This window comes from Rhodococcus sp. BE178, from assembly GCF_050433545.1.
Lineage (GTDB): Bacteria > Actinomycetota > Actinomycetes > Mycobacteriales > Mycobacteriaceae > Prescottella.
Window position 1 is genome coordinate 520,294 of sequence record NZ_JBNPXA010000001.1, and the last position, 15,988, is coordinate 536,281.

18 protein-coding genes are annotated in these 15,988 nt (G+C 69.4%); 5 read left to right on the top strand and 13 right to left on the bottom strand.

Annotation, left to right across the window (positions count from 1 at the left end; genetic code table 11):
- Window positions 1-31 precede the first annotated feature (31 nt).
- Genes J2X34_RS02515 through J2X34_RS02525 form a run of 3 tightly spaced genes read right to left on the bottom strand, consistent with a single transcriptional unit; the run spans window position 32 to window position 2,201 of the window.
- The gene (locus J2X34_RS02515; protein WP_174912984.1) at window positions 32-730 is read right to left on the bottom strand and encodes a TrmH family RNA methyltransferase; all 699 of its coding nucleotides are present in this window, start codon (window positions 728-730) and stop codon (window positions 32-34) included.
- Window positions 727-1,374, bottom strand: coding sequence for a DUF6636 domain-containing protein (locus J2X34_RS02520; RefSeq protein ID WP_429516043.1), 648 nt, complete (start codon window positions 1,372-1,374; stop codon window positions 727-729). The genes J2X34_RS02515 and J2X34_RS02520 overlap by 4 nt, the downstream gene beginning before the upstream one ends.
- Window positions 1,375-1,406: 32 nt before the next feature.
- The gene (locus J2X34_RS02525) at window positions 1,407-2,201 is read right to left on the bottom strand and encodes an SDR family oxidoreductase (RefSeq protein ID WP_429516044.1); all 795 of its coding nucleotides are present in this window, start codon (window positions 2,199-2,201) and stop codon (window positions 1,407-1,409) included.
- Window positions 2,202-2,300: 99 nt separating this feature from the next.
- Here J2X34_RS02525 and J2X34_RS02530 point away from each other — a divergent pair, with 99 nt between their 5' ends.
- Window positions 2,301-2,747, top strand: a complete 447-nt coding sequence (locus tag J2X34_RS02530; protein ID WP_114721764.1) for a hypothetical protein — start codon at window positions 2,301-2,303, stop codon at window positions 2,745-2,747.
- Here the strand turns inward: J2X34_RS02530 and J2X34_RS02535 are convergent.
- Entirely contained in the window at window positions 2,744-3,481 is a 738-nt protein-coding gene (locus J2X34_RS02535; RefSeq protein ID WP_429516045.1) for a lysoplasmalogenase family protein, read from the bottom strand. The two genes, J2X34_RS02530 and J2X34_RS02535, sit on opposite strands and share 4 nt — an antisense overlap.
- Before the next feature lie 151 nt (window positions 3,482-3,632).
- Between J2X34_RS02535 and J2X34_RS02540 the strand changes: the two genes are divergently transcribed.
- On the top strand, window positions 3,633-4,079 hold the full coding sequence (locus tag J2X34_RS02540; RefSeq protein ID WP_114721604.1) for a MarR family winged helix-turn-helix transcriptional regulator: 447 nt from the start codon (window positions 3,633-3,635) through the stop codon (window positions 4,077-4,079).
- Between the two features lie 19 nt (window positions 4,080-4,098).
- Window positions 4,099-5,346, top strand: coding sequence for an MFS transporter (locus J2X34_RS02545; RefSeq protein WP_114721602.1), 1,248 nt, complete (start codon window positions 4,099-4,101; stop codon window positions 5,344-5,346).
- 193 nt (window positions 5,347-5,539) lie between these two features.
- On the opposite strand, the gene galK is transcribed toward J2X34_RS02545, so the two are convergent.
- Both galK and galT read right to left on the bottom strand, forming a co-directional pair.
- Complete coding sequence (gene galK / locus J2X34_RS02550) at window positions 5,540-6,715, bottom strand: galactokinase (protein ID WP_429516046.1); 1,176 nt, start codon at window positions 6,713-6,715, stop codon at window positions 5,540-5,542.
- Window positions 6,712-7,827 carry a galactose-1-phosphate uridylyltransferase gene (gene galT, locus J2X34_RS02555; RefSeq protein ID WP_114721598.1) on the bottom strand — a complete coding sequence of 372 codons (1,116 nt, stop codon included), beginning with the start codon at window positions 7,825-7,827 and terminating at the stop codon, window positions 6,712-6,714. The genes galK and galT overlap by 4 nt, the downstream gene beginning before the upstream one ends.
- Window positions 7,828-7,980: 153 nt before the next feature.
- Between galT and J2X34_RS02560 the strand changes: the two genes are divergently transcribed.
- Both J2X34_RS02560 and J2X34_RS02565 read left to right on the top strand, forming a co-directional pair.
- Complete coding sequence (locus tag J2X34_RS02560) at window positions 7,981-8,490, top strand: hypothetical protein (protein WP_114721596.1); 510 nt, start codon at window positions 7,981-7,983, stop codon at window positions 8,488-8,490.
- Window positions 8,491-8,817: 327 nt separating this feature from the next.
- A complete protein-coding gene (locus tag J2X34_RS02565; protein WP_429516047.1) occupies window positions 8,818-10,014 on the top strand; it encodes a hypothetical protein in 1,197 nt (398 codons plus the stop codon).
- Between the two features lie 191 nt (window positions 10,015-10,205).
- Here the strand turns inward: J2X34_RS02565 and pyrE are convergent, their stop codons facing one another.
- From pyrE to J2X34_RS02600, 7 genes are all read right to left on the bottom strand, one after another.
- Window positions 10,206-10,739, bottom strand: a complete 534-nt coding sequence (gene pyrE, locus J2X34_RS02570) for an orotate phosphoribosyltransferase (RefSeq protein WP_114721592.1) — start codon at window positions 10,737-10,739, stop codon at window positions 10,206-10,208.
- A gap of 84 nt (window positions 10,740-10,823) precedes the next feature.
- Window positions 10,824-11,387, bottom strand: coding sequence for a LemA family protein (locus J2X34_RS02575; protein WP_258557852.1), 564 nt, complete (start codon window positions 11,385-11,387; stop codon window positions 10,824-10,826).
- Between the two features lie 79 nt (window positions 11,388-11,466).
- Complete coding sequence (locus tag J2X34_RS02580) at window positions 11,467-12,135, bottom strand: hypothetical protein (RefSeq protein ID WP_114721588.1); 669 nt, start codon at window positions 12,133-12,135, stop codon at window positions 11,467-11,469.
- Window positions 12,136-12,197: 62 nt separating this feature from the next.
- Complete coding sequence (locus J2X34_RS02585) at window positions 12,198-13,085, bottom strand: DUF5666 domain-containing protein (protein WP_114721586.1); 888 nt, start codon at window positions 13,083-13,085, stop codon at window positions 12,198-12,200.
- 70 nt (window positions 13,086-13,155) lie between these two features.
- Window positions 13,156-13,749 carry a TetR family transcriptional regulator gene (locus J2X34_RS02590; protein ID WP_254622639.1) on the bottom strand — a complete coding sequence of 198 codons (594 nt, stop codon included), beginning with the start codon at window positions 13,747-13,749 and terminating at the stop codon, window positions 13,156-13,158.
- The gene (locus J2X34_RS02595; RefSeq protein ID WP_114721583.1) at window positions 13,733-15,298 is read right to left on the bottom strand and encodes a DHA2 family efflux MFS transporter permease subunit; all 1,566 of its coding nucleotides are present in this window, start codon (window positions 15,296-15,298) and stop codon (window positions 13,733-13,735) included. The genes J2X34_RS02590 and J2X34_RS02595 overlap by 17 nt, the downstream gene beginning before the upstream one ends.
- Window positions 15,299-15,400: 102 nt before the next feature.
- Window positions 15,401-15,784, bottom strand: a complete 384-nt coding sequence (locus J2X34_RS02600; RefSeq protein WP_114721581.1) for an RNA-binding S4 domain-containing protein — start codon at window positions 15,782-15,784, stop codon at window positions 15,401-15,403.
- Window positions 15,785-15,988 lie beyond the last annotated feature (204 nt).

Here is a 15,988-nt window from a genome sequence, read left to right on the forward strand (position 1 = left end):
TACCGATCTTGCCCGGACGTGGACACTTCCGCTACCAGGCGCGGCCGAGATTCGCGTGCTGACGTATCCAGGTGTGCATCGCGATGCCCGCCGCGACGCCCGCGTTGATGCTGCGGGTGGACCCGAACTGCGCGATCGACACCGTCATCGACGCCACCGCGTGCCCCTGTTCGGTGACGCCGGGGCCCTCCTGCCCGAACAACAGCAGGCAGTCGCGTGGCAGCTCCACCGTCTCGATCGGGACCGAGCCGGGAGTGTTGTCGACCGCGACGACCGTCAGCCCGTTGTCCCTTGCGAACACGGCGAGTTCGTCCAGGTCGGCATGGTGCACCAGGTGCTGATAGCGGTCGGTGACCATGGCGCCGCGCCGGTTCCAGCGTCGTCGGCCGACGATGTGCACGGCCGCCGCCGCGAACGCGTTCGCGGTCCGCACGACGGTGCCGATGTTGGCGTCGTGCGCGAAGTTCTCGATCGCGACGTGCAGCGGATGCCGCCGGACGTCGATGTCGGCGACGATGGCCTCCCGCGTCCAGTAGCGGTAGGCATCGACGACATTGCGGCGGTCCCCCTCGGCCAGCAGTTGCGGGTCGTACCGCGGATCGTCGGGCAGCGGCGCCCCGTGCTCCTCGAGCCACGGGCCGACGCCGTACGGATGCTCACCCCATTCGGTGGGGCCGGGTGCGTCGGCCTCGTCGGTGACGGCGGTCGGTTTCGTGTCGTCAGTGCTCAAAACGTCTCGTTCGAATCGGGGGCGACGGTGAAGCCGTGGCCGGTCTCGTCATTGGTGCATGTCACCGAGGTCGCCGTGGTCGTGCACGTGAAGCCGAGCTGGGCTAGTTCGACGCCGGGCGCCAGCACCGGATCGGCGCCCGCCCCGGACGTGTAGACCCGTCCGCCCGAGCACATGAACCCGCCACGACCGACGTTCTCGACGCGGATCCCGTTGCCCCAGCTGACGATGCAGTCGTCGGGCCGGGGCGGGATCGGGCTCGTCGGCCCCTCGCAGCCCGCCTCGGTGCGGCTCGGCAGCCTCACGATGCCGCAGCTGAAAGTGCCGTCGGGCGAGGTGAAGAAATACGACTCGTTGCGCTGGAACTGCACGTCGGTGAGCGTCGTGGTGGCCGCCGCGGACGTCGTGGTGCTCTCCGTCGTCGTGGTGACCGGCACCGTCGTCGTGGTGGGCGCCGGGGCGGTCGTCGTCGTGGTCGGCGCCACGGCGGCGCTGGTCGCCTCGGCCTGCGCCGGGGTGTCCGGCGATCCGCCGCACCCGCTCAGAGTCAGGACCGCGGCCACGGCGGCGCAGGCCCCCACACCCAGCAGCGATACCCGACGCACAGTGCACTCCTGACGAATTCCCGACCGATCGACCGACATCGAACTCTAGTCGCCGCCCCGGGCGACTGTTCTCAACTGCGGGTGAGCAGCCGGTTCGTCATCCGGGTGAGCCACTGCGGGGAGAACTGCGCGGCCGCCGACATCACCTTCGCCTGCCGGCCGACGGGATAATGCACCTTGGGCAGCAGGCGACGGCGGCCCCGTGTCGCGTCGAAGATCGCGTCGGCGACCTCCTCCGCGTTGAGTCGGACACCGAGCGATCGGGTACTGCCGATGGACATTCCGCGCACCATCCCCGTCCCGACGAACAACGGCCACATGTCGATCACCCGGATGTCGTGGGCGCGCCATTCCAGGTCGAGCGCTTCGGTGAGACCGCGTACCGCGAACTTGGTGGCACTGTAGGTCGCCAGTTCGGGCTGACCGTAGATGGCCGACGCCGAACACAGGTTCACCACCTGGGCGCCCGGCGTCTCCTTCAGGTACTCGAACGCCGCGAGCGTCCCGTTCACGGTGCCGCCGACGTTGATGTCGATCATCCGACGGTGCACCTCGGTGGGAATGTCCTGGAAGCGCCCCGACGACAGCACTCCGGCGTTGTTGACGAGGATGTCGAGCCGCCTGTCGTCGGACGTGAACTCGGCCAGACGGTCCTTCCACTCGTCCGGAGCGGTGACGTCGAGGACACCGGTCCGCGCTCGTCCACCACGACCGGCGATCTCCGCGCGGAGCGACTCGAGACCGTCCTCGTCGATGTCGTAGGCGCCGACGACATAACCGGAGTCGGCGAACTTCAGGGCGGTCGCGCGGCCGATGCCAGCGGCCGCGCCGGTGATGAACACGGTGCGTCGTGATGTGGGAGGCATGCCGACAGGCTAGGCGCCGGATGGATAGGCTGGAGGCGATCGGAGAGAGTGACGTTCGCGCGGTCGACTTCCGGCGTCGGCCCCCGGACGAAGAAGGCCATGAACCACCCACGCATTGTTCGCACCGTCTGCTTCATCAGCGTCAGCTACGTCATCGTCCTGTCGATCTGGCTGGGATGGCTGATCGATCACACCGCTCCCGGGACCATCCCGTACCAGGTCGGCGGGCTCCTCGCGGCCTACGGCTCGGCGCTGGGGCTGGGCATGATGTGGGCCGACCGCCCCACGCGTTCCGAGCGCAGACTCGCCCGGCACGGCCTCGAGGGCTGGGCGAAGATCAAGCATGCCCAGCCCATCCGGCGCACCGTCGACAACGGCGAACTCACCGAGCTGGATCTGGCGCTGACGGTGCCCGGATCGGAGTCGTACACCGGCAAGGTCCTCTACGAGGTGCTCCCGGAGAACCGGGACCGGTTCGTCGCGGGCGAGACCATCTCGATCCGCGTCGATCCGCGCAACCGAGACCGCATCCTGATCTGCCCCTAGCGGTTCCGCGCCGTGGCGCGACGCCCGAGCTCGATCATCCCCTCGACGAGCAACAGCTGGGCCGCGGCATACGACGCGAGGATGGCGCCTTCCGCGACGGCACGCGACTTCTCGCCGCGCAGGAACAGCTTCCGCACCACGATCAGGCCGTCGGAGCCGGTGAACAACAGCCCACCGAGGCCGAGCCAGCTGCGTCGATCGCGACGGTTCGGCACCGGCAGCCCCGCGACGTCGGAGGCGCCCGGCGCGAGAGCCGGATCGGCGGCGAGCGTCGCGGTGGTGCCGAGCAGGAATCCGTAGCCGGTGAGCGTCTTCGCCACCGTCGGTGCCTTGGCGTGCAGCAGTCCCGATGCCCCCGCCCACGCCCCGAGCCGCGGCAGGGCGGTCGCGCGGTGAGGCCTGGCGCCGCGGCGGAGCAGCAGCGACGAGTAGCTGGTCTGCATGACGCCGAACGACGTCGCACCGCGGCGCAGGCGGGCGTCGACGTCGGGGTCGATCATGAACACGTCGCCGACGGTGGCCGCGGCCAGTCCGGCGACGAGCAGGACGGTGTCGGCGGCGTCCAGGTCGTCGCGCCGACGCAGCACCCGCGCTGCGAGGGCCGGGGCCATGAGCGGCTTGGCGACCTGCTGGACGCGTTCGCTCCCGGTCACCGCGCCGTACACCGTGGCCGCGGTGGCGCCCACGAACACCGCATGCTCGATTCCCCACTTCTTGATGCTCGCGAACGCCATACCCACTCCCTCGTGTCCGGATTCGGGCTCGACCGTACCGCCGCACCGCCGGCTTCTGCGGACATGTCGCGGCGCGGGTCGCCGGGGATTCGCGCGAGCACCCCGAATCGAGAGGGTTTACATAGATAGTTAGCTTATGTAATCTTTTGGCGTGAGTTCGCCAGATCCCCAGCTTCGCGACCTGCTCGTCGATCTCGTCAGCAATGCGCACCGCTTCACCCGCCTCGCGTCGGCCCTCGCGACCGACGACCACCCGCGTCCGTGGATGCGGGCACTGTCGCTGCTCGAGGAACAGGGCGCGGTGCGGGTCAGCACGTTCGCGCGCCTGGACCGCTGCTCCCAACCGTCCGCCACGGCACTGCTCAAACGGCTCGGCGAGGAGGGACTGGTCTCGCGGGAGCCCGACCCCGACGACTGCCGCGCCGTGTTGGTCGGCATCACCGACGACGGCCGACGCTGGCTCACCGAGGCCCGCCGGGCCGTCGCCGCCGACCTGGCCCCGCACTTCGCGCACCTCGAGCCGGTGCAGTTGCAGCGACTGGCCGAGGGTCTCGGCGAACTCAGGGCGATCATCCGGACCGCCGCCACCGACAACTGACACACCCGAGGAGGGGCATGTGAGCACCGCGACCGTCGCCGCCGGAACCGAGAAGCCCGGCATTCTGCAGCAACCGAAGGCGGTGTGGGCCGTCGCCTTCGCCAGCGTCATCGCCTTCATGGGCATCGGCCTGGTCGACCCCATCCTCAAGCCCATCGCCGAACAGCTCGACGCGACCCCGTCGCAGGTGTCGCTGCTGTTCACCAGCTACATGCTGGTCACGGGCGTCGCGATGCTGTTCACCGGCGTGATCTCCAGCCGCATCGGCGCCAAGAAGACGCTGCTGTGGGGCCTGGCGATCATCGTGGTGTTCGCGGCTGCGGCCGGCGCCTCGGACACCATCAACCAGATCGTCGGCTTCCGCGCCGGCTGGGGCCTGGGCAACGCGCTGTTCATCGCGACCGCGCTGGCCGCGATCGTCGGGGCCGCGAGTGGCGGTGTGGCGCAGGCGATCATCCTGTACGAGGCCGCGCTCGGCATCGGCATCGCCGTCGGCCCGCTCGTGGGCGGCGTGCTGGGCAACATCAGCTGGCGCGCACCGTTCTTCGGCGTCGCGACGCTGATGGCCATCGCGTTCATCCTCATCTCGGTGATGCTGCCGAAAGCGCCCAAGCCGCAGCACCGGACGTCGCTGGCCGCACCGTTCCTGGCCCTTCGCCACCGCGGTCTCCTGACGGTCGCGATCACCGCGCTGCTCTACAACTACGGGTTCTTCACGCTGCTCGCGTACACCCCGTTCCCGCTGGACATGGGCGCGTACTCGATCGGCTTCATCTTCTTCGGCTGGGGCGTGATGCTGGCGATCTCGTCGGTGTTCCTCGCACCGCGCCTGCAGCGCCGGTTCGGCACGCTGCCGATGATGATGGCGTCGCTCGCCCTCTTCGCGGTCGACCTCGCCGCGATGGGCCTGTTCACCGATTCGAAGCCGGCCCTCGTCGTGTGCGTCGTCCTCGCCGGACTCTTCCTGGGCGTCAACAACACCCTCATCACCGAGACCGTCATGATCTCCGCGCCCGTCGAACGTTCGACCGCGTCGGCCGCGTACAGCTTCGTCCGCTTCGTCGGCGGCGCCGCCGCCCCATACGTCGCCGGCAAGCTCGGCGAGCACAACGTCCACGCTCCGTTCTGGCTCGGCGCACTGCTTACCGTCGCCGCGATCGTCGTCCTGTCGACCGGACGAAAGGTGTTGGCGCACGTCGATGATCACGATCCGGAGCCGCACAGCATCGAGGAGGCCACGGCCGTCACGGTCGGCGACGCGGACTGAGCTTCTAGCCGTTCCCGCCTATCAGCAGAAGGGTCCCTTCACACGCTCGCAGCGTCGTGCCCCGAGCATGACGCGGCGGCGCCGCCCGACGGACCCGCTCGTCCCGATCCACGGGAACCCACCCCGCGTTTTGCGCACTTATCGGTCCCGCGGAGGCCCTCGCAACACCGATAAGTGCGCGAAACGCGAGAGGTCAGTGCAGCCGGTGCGCCGGGGACGACGCGGCGACGGTCGCGAAGGCCGGCTCGGTCAGGCCCCGCTCCCGTGCACGGCGCAGGATCGTCTCGGTCGCCTCGTCCACGCGGCCGGTCGGCATCAGCGCGATCGCCGATCCACCGAACCCGCCGCCGGTCATCCGTGCACCCAGCGCCCCGGCGATCATGGCGCTCTCGACCGCGTTGTCGAGTTCGGGGCACGACACCTCGAAGTCCCGGGCGAGCGACATGTGCGACGCGTAGAGCAGGCGCCCGAACTCGGCGAAGTCGCCGGACTCCAACGCCTCCACGGCGAGCCGGACGCGCGCGATCTCACTGATCACGTGCCACGCCCGGCGGCGCAGCACGTCGTCCTTCAACCCCCGCACCGCGTCCATCCCGCCGCGGCCGCGGTCGGCGAGATCACGCAGCGGCACTCCGAGCCGGCGCGCCGCGCGCTCCACCGCGGCCCGACGTTTCGCGTACTGCCCGTCGACGAGGCGGTGCGGGGCGCGGGTGTCGACGACCAGCAGCGACAGCCCCTCGGGCGCGAACGGCACGTGCGAGATCGCACCCGAATCCGAATCGAGCAGCAGCGCATGACCTTCCGATGCCCGCAGCGACGCCGCCTGGTCCATGCCACCCGTCGGAGCCAACGCGATGTCGTTCTCGGCGCGGACGCACACTGCGGCCAGGTCCGCGCGGTCCGCGTCGGGTGCCAGCGCGAGCGCCAGCGAACACTCCAGCGCCGCCGAACTCGACAGTCCCGCCCCGATCGGCACCGTCGACACGAATGCCGCGTCCACGCCGCCGAATCCGTCCGGCAGCAGCCCACTCTCGTGCAGCGACCACACCACGCCGGCCGGATACGACGCCCAGCCGTGCGGGCGGCCGGGTCCGACGTCGTCGAGGCGCCCCTCCCACCCGGCGCCGTCGGTGGAGCGCACCCGGATCAGCCCGTCCGTTCGCGGCGAAACCGCCACAACCGTGCTGTGCGGCAGCGCGATCGGCAGGCACAGACCGCCCGCGTAGTCGACGTGCTCGCCGATCAGGTTCACCCGGCCGGGGGCCGCCCAGGCACCGGCCGGGTCCGCCCCGAACTCGACCCGGAAGAACTCGCCCGCCGCCGCGGACAGCGCGCCGTCGGTCTCCGCACGGAACCATGAGGCGGTCACGGAGCAACCTCACGGAATCGTGCCGCGATGCGTTCGGGTGTGGTGTCGCTGATCCACGCGCCCATCCCCGACTCGGAGCCGGCGAGGAACTTCATCCGGTGCGGTGAGCGCATCAGCGAGAAGACCTGCAGGTACAGCCTTCCCAGTTCGCGCCCCTCGCCGACCGGCGCCTGGTGCCAGCCGGCGATGTACGGCAGACGGTCGACACCGTCGAAGAACCGGTCGAGGCGGCCCAGCAGGTCGAGGTACAGGTGCGAGAGTTCGTCGAGTTCGGCGTCGTCGAGTTCGGTGAGGTCCACGACGTCCCGGTGCGGCGCCACGTGCAACTCCACCGGCCAGCGCGCGGCTGCCGGCACGTACGCCGTCCAGTGCTCCCCCTCCACGACCACCCGGGTGCCGGCGCGGCGTTCGGCGTCGAGGACGTCGCGCAGGAGCGAACGTCCCGTGCGGGTGCGGTGCTGCTCGGCCTGTCGCAGCAGCGCGGCGGTGCGCGGCGGCAGCGTCGGATAGGCGTAGATCTGCCCGTGTGGGTGCGCCAGCGTCACCCCGATCTCCTCGCCGCGATTCTCGAAGCAGTAGACCTGCGCGATACCCGGCAGCGCCGACAGTTCGCGTGTCCGGTCTCGGAGGGCGTCGAGCACCGTGCGCACACGGGAGAGCGGCAACTGGGCGAACGCACGGTCGTGGTCACTGGTGAAGCAGACCACCTCGCATCGACCGTCCGCGGGCCGCTGCGGCCAGAGCGTCACTCCGTCAACGTGATCGGAGTCGAGCACCGCACCGGGTGCGAGGGACGGGAAGCGGTTCTCGAACACCGCGACGTCGTAGTCGTCGGCGGGAATCTCGGTCGCCGGATGTCCGGGCCGGGTGGGGCACAGCGGACACTCGTCGGCCGCCGGCAGGAACGTGCGGTCCATCCGGTGCGCCGCGAGCGTCACCCACTCCCCCGAGAGCACGTCGTAGCGCATCGTCGACAGCGCGGTGACCGGCGTCAGGCCGCGCCCGTCGTGCAGTTCACGGGTCGCGTCCCCGCCGACATACGGCTCGGTGTCGTCGAAGTAGATCAGCTCGCGCCCGTCGGACAGGGTCGTCCGCGTCTTCCGGATCGGCATCGGATCACGATATGCGACCTCCCCCGATTCCCCACCCACCACCCGGTTTGGCGTCGGAACGCGTTCTGTGTGAGCATGCTCGAGGCTGTCGCGGCGTCTCGGACGACCCGGCAGCCGGGGGAACGAAACACATCGAAACAACGGGGGATTCACATGAAGCTTCGTAGCTTTGCCGTGCGCGCATTCGGCGCCGCGGCTGTCGCGGCGGCCGCAATCACGGGCGTCGCCGGAACCGCGAGCGCCGCACCGGCGCCCGCGCCGCTCGTGCACGCGACGTTCAACGGGCCCACTCTGCCGGTGCTCGGGCAGAACGACTTCTGCAACGGCCTCATCGACACCGTCGTCGAGACCGATCCCGCACGCCGGGGACTCGCAACCATCGCCTTCACGCCGCGCGGCATGAACGGCATCGGCCCGGGCTGGGCCCAGAATCCGGTCTGCAAGGTGAAGGTCAGCGTCGGATGGAACTTCGGACGCCTCGCCGGACAGGTCAAGGACGTCGAACTTCTCGCGGTCTCGGGCCAGACCGTCCGGACGGAGATCAATCCCGGTTCCGGGGTCGCGTCGCTGACGATGGGGGTGAGCCCGGTCAGCCCGTGGTACAACGAACTCCGCCCGCAGGCGGGCTACGGGACGGTCAGCGCCTTCTTCCTCGTCCCCTGACGCTGAACGGCTGAAGGGTTCCTTCGCACGCTCGGGTTCACGCGGTCGTCGCAACACTCTCGATCCGAGAGGTTGCGGCGACCGTGTCGTTTTCGGAGGTCTGTGCCCGGTTCGGTGATCGATTGGGTGGGTTGGTCGATGCCGGGGCGGCGCGCCCGTGGTCCTCGTCGTGAGTGGACTCCAGTGGACGGCGCACCGTAGTGCGGTAACGCGAACGGCGGGTGCGGGATCGCGCACTCTTGACCCTGCGCGTGCCGCCCACCGCCAGCGAGATCCCTATTCTGCGAAGGTCGAATTCAGTGGCAGTGCAGCGCGTTCCATGCGCACATGACGCCGCATGAGAATGGAGCGAACTTCGTGAAGGTGAATTCGTTGGTCCGGCGCATGGTCGGTGCGGCGCTCGTTGCCGTGACAGCAGGTGCGGCAGGAATGCTGACAGCAGCCCCGTCGAGCGCAGTACCCCTGGACACGTTTCCCGGGGAACTGGTGGTCAACGGCGACGGCGAGGGCGGCGGGGGTTGGTTCAAGAACGTGAACATTGCCGGCGCGCCTTATGCCGACATCGGCGTGTCGCCGACGGTGGTGGACAGCACCGGAGCCCAGGTCGGAACATTCGACGGAGGCAACAACGCCATGACCTATGCAGGATCCCAACCCACAGCGAGCGCGCTACAGACGTTCAATCTGCCGGCCGCAGCCCTGACCCAGATCGACGCCGGAATTGTGAGTGTGAAGCTGTCGGCCTACTTCGGTGGTACCGCAGATTCCGACGACAGCATGAGATTGCGCTTCAGGTTCGGACAAGCGGGCATGCTCAATATCCTGGGACCATTCGGTGCCGCGGCGGAGCGTGGCAACACCGCCGGGTTCACTCTCCAGTCCATCACGGTTCCGGTACCCCCCGGCAGTCGCAGCGTCAATATTTTTCTCGATGGCCTGAGGACCGGGACGACGTTCGATTCCTACATCGACAACGTCTCCATGAAGCTCGAGACCCCCTCTGCCGGCGCACTCGAGGTGACCCACACCTCGGACGCATCAGGTCCGGTCACCGACGGCCAGGTCGTGAACTACACCTCGACGTTCACCAACACCGGTGAGCAACCCATTGCGGTGGATCGCGCCCTGACGCTTTCCGGTCTGCTCGACGACGCGGACCTGGTGTCCGGTCCGACGAGCGAGAATGCGGCTCTGTCCGTGACTGATTCAGGCTCCGGAGTGCACGGTATCGCGGGGACCTTGGCTCCGGGCCAGTCGGTGACAGTGACCTACGCGGTCGCGGTCAAGCCGTACGCAAGTCAGGGTGACCACAACCTCGTCACGGTGATGTCGGAGCGTGCGGACATTCCTGCCGGAGTCCCCGCTTCGTGTGCGGGCGGTCCACTGTGCCTCGAGAACCCGGCCGCCGAGACCGCAGCCGTACCCATGATCAACCCGGCCGTCGCCGGCGCCGCCGGCGCAGTGCTGGCACTCGGGGCGGGCGGATTCGTCATGATCCGTCGTCGCAATGCTGTAGCGAGCTGACCGAGAAGAACGACTGAACTGGACCGTCGCCGGTGTGGGATCGCGCAAACCTGTGCGTGATCCCGCACCGGCGGTCGGCCGCCACCGGCACGGCCCGTGGGGGCCTGACGTGAACAGCCAGTGCATTGCCGGGTACCGCACTACCGAGCCCGGGGGCCCGCTACGAGTGCCGTTGCAGTACTAGCTCAGAACTAGCTCAGACCCAGGTCGTCGAGACCCAGTAGCGAGCGGTACTCGAGTCCCTCGGCGGCGATGATCGCGTCGGCGCCGGTGGCCCGGTCGACGACGGTGGCGACACCCACCACGATGGCGCCCGCGTCACGCAGCGCCTTGACGGCGGTGAGCGGCGAGTTGCCGGTGGTGGTGGTGTCCTCGACGACCAGGACGCGCTTGCCGACGACGTCGGGGCCCTCGATCTGGCGCTGCATGCCGTGCGCCTTGGCGGCCTTGCGGACCACGAACGCGTCGATCGGGCGTCCCTCCGCATGCATGACGGCCATCGCGACCGGGTCGGCGCCCATCGTCAGACCGCCGACGGACACGAAATCCCAGTCGGCGACCAGTTCGCGCAGCAGCTTGCCGATCAGCGGGCCGGCGCGGTGGTGCAGCGTCGCGCGGCGCAGGTCCACGTAGTAGTCGGCTTCCTTGCCCGAGGACAAGGTCACCTTTCCGTGCACCACCGCCAGCTCGCGCACCAACGCAGCGAGCTCGTCGCGATCCGTCATCGGCCGCTCCCATCACCTTCGAAGTCAGACATATTTCGTCGGGTCGAGCCTAGCGAGGGGGCCCGGTCACAGTGCCTGCGGCCCTCAGGCCGCGACGTCGGTGACGCCGTCGTCCCCGGCGTCCGCATCCTTCGTTCCCGACGTGGGCACCTCGAGGATCGTCGCCTCGAACGGCTGCGCCCCCACGATCCCGATTCGGCGCGCGATCAGCCCTGTCGGGAACGTCGTGAGCGAGCGGTCGAGGCGTCCGGCCATGTCGTTGTAGACCTGGATCGCGCCGGCCAGCCGCGCCTCGGTCTGTTCGATCTCGTGGCTCGGCCGCGTGAACGCCCAGTCGTTGCGCAGCGCCGGGTAACGGTTGGCGGTGGCGAGCAGGGACTGCAGCGCCTCGGACAACGCATTCTCGGCGCCAGCCTGCCGGCGCGGGTCGAGGTCCTCCTCGCGGATCCGCATGGCCAGGCTGCGGGCCCCCGACACGGTGTTCACGAGCTCACGGCCCACCGTCTCCGCGGCGGCCAGGACCAGGCCGGGGATGTATTGGTACCGGCGATCGAGCTCGACGTGGACCAACCCGAGGGCCGCACGCACGCTGGCGTCGGTCCGGCGGAGCTGCCGGACGGAGACCGTCACCCAGACCGCAGCACTCACTACAGCCACAACAAGAACAAGAACAACACCCGACACAACAACCACAGATGCGGAATCTACTGGGACGGGGCGGAGGCCGCTATTCGACGGGCTCCTGCGCCACCGGGCGACCCGGATCGTGCGCGGCGGGCTCCATGGCCGGCGGTTCGGTGGCGGGCGGTAGCACCCGGAGCATTCCCGACAGCCGGGCCACGGCCTCGATCGCCGCGTCCCAGTCCCGCCCGGAGCTGCCCACCGGCAATGAGCCCAGCGTCCACTGGCCCTCGCTCCACAGCATCTGCAGCTGCGGCGGCACCGTCTCGGTGAACGCCACCATGCGCTGGTCGCACACCCGGCGCGCGATCTCGAGATCGGTCGCGAACACCACGCGCGGCCCGATCGCCCCGAGCAGGTTCAGGTCGGTGTCGCGCGGCGGCGGGGTCGACTTCAGACGCAGGTCGATGTCGACGTCCGAGCCCACCTCGCGGTGCACCGCGACGATCGTGGCGGTGTCCTCGAGGTCGAAGAGCACGAACTGCTCACCCCGGCGGATACCCCGCACGACGTCCACCGCACCGAGATACTCCTGCTTGGACAGGGCCGCACGATGCCACTCCGACGGCAGATGCTCGTCGGAGGAGTTGTACGTGTATCCCTGCGCCTTCGCCCAGATCTGCCGGACTCGACCGGTCTGGTCGCGTCGCGAACGATCGACATAGAGCAGCGCGACAGCACCCGCGAGCGCTATCACTGCCAATCCGAACCACATAGCCGTCATCGAGGGTCAGCCTAGCCACTCCCGGGCCTGATCCGGGCATCCGGTGCCGCGCGTCAGTTACCGAAGTTGGGAAGTGTCGTGCCGATGATCAACTTCGCGGTGACGGCGCCGCCCTCGACCTTGTCACCCTGCACCAGCACCGATTCGCCGGGCTTCAGATCGGCGATGGTGTTCGCGGTGAGGGAGATCAGCGTGGTGTCGGCAGTGGTGAACACGGTGACCTTGGTTCCGCCGATCGAGTCGACGGTGAGCGTGCCGCCGTCGTTGGCGGTGATGGTGCCCATCGCCGTGCCCGCCTTGCCGATCAGTTCGCCGACACCGCCGGGAATGCTCTCGAGCGGGGACGTCGTGTCGGGCGCCGACGTGGGTGGCGGGGTGCTGCGTGGCTGCCCGGGCACCGTGGGTGCCGACGTGCGGATCGACGGGGCTGAGGCGGTGGTCGAGTTGTCGGGGCCGCCGCTGTTCAGCAGGAACCCGATGCCCAGGCCGAGCGCCAGCAGCACGGCGCCGGCGCCGACGGCCGCCCACAGGCCCACCCTGCGGCCGGGCTTGTGCTCGGGCGTGTTCTCGATGGACGGCACCTCACCGGTCGGCGGCTGGCCGGGCGGCGGATAGCCGGGCGGCGGGTACCCGCCCTGCGCGTAGTACGTCGGGTACGCCTGCGTCGGATTCGACGGCGGAGCCTGCGGATCGAGGCGCGGGTCGTACGTGGGATACGCCTGGGTCGCATTCGGCGGCGGCGAACCGTACGCCTGGTAGGGATCGGCCGTGTAGTACTGCTCGGTGGGCTGGTCCGGGGCAACCGGCGGAATCTGCTGTGTGCTGTCGTCGCCGGTACGTGCCCACTGGACGGTCTCGTCCGACGGCCGCGCCTGTTCGGCTGGGTCGTACGCGCGTTCCTGCGGGGTGCGGGGATCGCGCGGATCCTCGGGGTTCGTCATGGTGCGAGACACCTACTCTCTTCGGCCGACAGTTCAGGGTAGAGCCGGATTCTGAGATGCGTCTGAAACCTCACGAGAGGGGCATACCCTGCTCGAGGAATTCGATCGCCCGCACGAATACGGCCAGATCCGGCGGATCTGCGGCATCACCGCCGACGGCGCCCAGCACGGCGCCCGCGATGACACCGGCGAGAACCCGAACCTCGAACTCGTCGGCGGGTCGGCCGACGCGAGAACCGATCGCGTCCGCGAGGACGCCGATCGATCGGGTGAGCTCACCGATCATCGCCGCGCGCAGTTCGGGCACACCGAACAGCAACCGCTGCCGGGTGCGTTCCGCCTCTCGCTCCTCCGCCGAGAGCGCCGACAGGACCTGCTCGAAGGCCTGCCGACACGCAGTCAGCGGGGGCACCTCCGGCGGCTGCGCGGCGACGGCCTCGAGGATCGGCGCATCGAGGTCGTCGATGAGGATCAACTGCTCCTTGCTCGGGAAGTAGCGGAAGAACGTGCTCGGTGAGACTTCCGCGGCGGCCGCGATCTGCTCGACGGTGGTCGCGGCGTAACCCTGTTCGGTGAACAGCCGCATCGCGTGCTCGCGAATCTGGGCCCGCGTCCGGAGCTTCTTCCGTTCGCGCAGTCCCAACTGCTCAGTCGACGTGCTCATGCGCCCAGTGTTCCTCATCGACGGACGAGTCGGCCTCGGTCTCGACCTGTCGGCGCACAGGCAGGCCGATGATCGCGATCACCCCGCCGACGACCGCGAGCGCGGCACTGACCCACAGCGCCGAGACCATGCCGTGCACGAACGCCGCCTGCACCTGCTCCTCGAGCGTGGGCAGATTCAGCGACCGGGCCACGGCCACACCACTGCTCACCGAATCCGAGACCGCGGACTGCGCGGGCTCCGGCAGCGCCGTGGACGGCAGGTGCGAGTGATAGCCGGCGGCGAGGACGGTGCCCAGCACGGCGACGCCGATGGTTCCGCCGGCCTGCCGAAGCGCTTGCACCAGAGCCGATCCCGCCCCGGATCGTTCGGGCGACAGCGCGCCGATCGCGGCAGCCATCGCGGTGGGCATCACCAGCCCCAGCCCCACACCGGCGATCGTCAGCCACGTCGCGGCCGGCCCGTAGCCGGAGTCGACGGTCATGGTGGTGCCGAGCAGGCACGCTCCGACCAGCGCCGCGAATCCGAGGGCGATGAGCGTGCCCGGGCCCAGAATTCGGGCCAGCAGGTCGGCGAGTCGAGTGCCCAGGACCAGTCCGGCGATCATCGGCAGCAACCGCACCCCGATACCGAGCGCGTCGGCCCCCAACACCGAGCCCAGATACAGCGGCAGCGAGAACAGCAGGCCGAACATCACGAAGTTCACGAGCGTCGTCAGCCCCGCGCCGAACGCGTAGTCCCGATCGGCGAGCAGCGCGAGGTCGATGATCGGGTTCCCGGACCGGCTCTGCCACAACAGGAACGCCGCCAACAGCACGACACCCGCACCGAGAGACACCAGGACCTGGTCGGTACCCCAGCCGTCGCTGCCGGCGGTGATGAAGCCGTAGGTCAGGGCCAGCAGCCCGGTGGAGGAGAGCAGCGCGCCGGCGACGTCGAAACGTCCGGGCGCACTGCTGCGCGACTCGGGCACCAGGAGCGCGACCGCGACGAGGCCGACGCACACCAGCGGGACGTTCACGAGAAACACCGAACCCCACCAGAAGTGCCCGAGCAGCCACCCACCGAGGATCGGACCGAGCGGCAACCCGAGCGCGGTGGCGGTGACCCAGATCGTCAGCGCCCGCTGCTGCTCCGCCTTGTCGGGGAACAGGATCGGCAGCACCGCCATCGACATCGGCATGATCGCGGCAGCGGCGAGTCCGAGCACCGCACGGGCGCCGATCAGCTGTGCACCGGTCTGTGAGTAGGCGCACGCGAGCGACGCGAGACCGAACAGCGCCATCGCGATCAGCAGCAACTTCCGTCGTCCGATCCGGTCCCCGAAACTGCCGGCGGGCAGCAGGGCCGCGGCGAGCACCAGGGTGTAGGACGTCGAGAACCACTGCAGCGACGACGTGGTCGCGTCGAGGTCCCGGGCGAGCGTGGGCAGCGCGACCGTGAGCACCATCAGGTCGATGCCGATCGCGAAGACTGCGACCGACAGCGCCGTCAGGGCCCACCAGCGGCGGCGGGACGTGGCAGAAACAGAACCCGAGGTCGAAATCATGAGAGAACCTCCGAATTGGCACCTCATCCCTTTTGAAAGTCTCTGCCACTTTCTCGGGGGTGTCAACGGTCCCGGGGGTCTCGATCGGATCGCGGATCCGGCCTACAACCCGCGGAGTTTCTCCAGGTCGCGCCGCTCACGCTTGGTGGGCCGGCCCGCACCACGATCGCGGCGGGGCTGCGACGCCATCACCTCGGGCGAGGGCGGCGGCGGGCTGTTGTCCTGCATGCACTCGGCGGCGACCGGCGGGCCGACCCGCTTCGCGATGGGCCGCACCACGACGACGATCCGCTCGACACCGGAGACCCGCACGCGCACCTCGTCGCCGGGCTTGACCTGCACGGACGCCTTCGCCGGTGTGCCGTTCACCCGGACATGACCGGACCGGCACGCGGTGGCCGCCTGGGACCGGGTCTTGAACAGCCGCACCGCCCAGGTCCAACTGTCCACGCGGGCGCTCGTCGCGTCAGGAGTAGGGGTAGGCACGACGCCAGGTTACCGAGGTCGCGGAGGGCCCCCTTGCGTCCCTCGTGGTGGGAACCTTCCCCGCCCCGGCTCGGGACACATCCGCCCTGCAAGACGCCGTTTTCGTCGAGCGCCGAAGGTCCCTGTTCCGCCGAAACGACCCGCTGGGCGGGATGGTCCGCTGCCCAGGCATGCCACCCCGCCATAGCGTGGATTCATCGCAGG

What these genes read in the sequence shown, in the direction of transcription:
- J2X34_RS02585 (WP_114721586.1), bottom strand. Translation starts at nt 13,085, where the DNA reads ATGACGAACCCCGAGGATCCGCGCGATCCCCGCACCCCGCAGGAACGC.
- galT (WP_114721598.1), bottom strand. Translation starts at nt 7,827, where the DNA reads ATGCCGATCCGGAAGACGCGGACGACCCTGTCCGACGGGCGCGAGCTG.
- J2X34_RS02560 (WP_114721596.1), top strand. Translation starts at nt 7,981, where the DNA reads ATGAAGCTTCGTAGCTTTGCCGTGCGCGCATTCGGCGCCGCGGCTGTC.
- J2X34_RS02520 (WP_429516043.1), bottom strand. Translation starts at nt 1,374, where the DNA reads ATGTCGGTCGATCGGTCGGGAATTCGTCAGGAGTGCACTGTGCGTCGG.
- J2X34_RS02535 (WP_429516045.1), bottom strand. Translation starts at nt 3,481, where the DNA reads ATGGCGTTCGCGAGCATCAAGAAGTGGGGAATCGAGCATGCGGTGTTC.
- J2X34_RS02530 (WP_114721764.1), top strand. Translation starts at nt 2,301, where the DNA reads ATGAACCACCCACGCATTGTTCGCACCGTCTGCTTCATCAGCGTCAGC.
- J2X34_RS02565 (WP_429516047.1), top strand. Translation starts at nt 8,818, where the DNA reads ATGACGCCGCATGAGAATGGAGCGAACTTCGTGAAGGTGAATTCGTTG.
- pyrE (WP_114721592.1), bottom strand. Translation starts at nt 10,739, where the DNA reads ATGACGGATCGCGACGAGCTCGCTGCGTTGGTGCGCGAGCTGGCGGTG.
- J2X34_RS02525 (WP_429516044.1), bottom strand. Translation starts at nt 2,201, where the DNA reads ATGCCTCCCACATCACGACGCACCGTGTTCATCACCGGCGCGGCCGCT.
- J2X34_RS02595 (WP_114721583.1), bottom strand. Translation starts at nt 15,298, where the DNA reads ATGATTTCGACCTCGGGTTCTGTTTCTGCCACGTCCCGCCGCCGCTGG.
- J2X34_RS02590 (WP_254622639.1), bottom strand. Translation starts at nt 13,749, where the DNA reads ATGAGCACGTCGACTGAGCAGTTGGGACTGCGCGAACGGAAGAAGCTC.
- J2X34_RS02580 (WP_114721588.1), bottom strand. Translation starts at nt 12,135, where the DNA reads ATGTGGTTCGGATTGGCAGTGATAGCGCTCGCGGGTGCTGTCGCGCTG.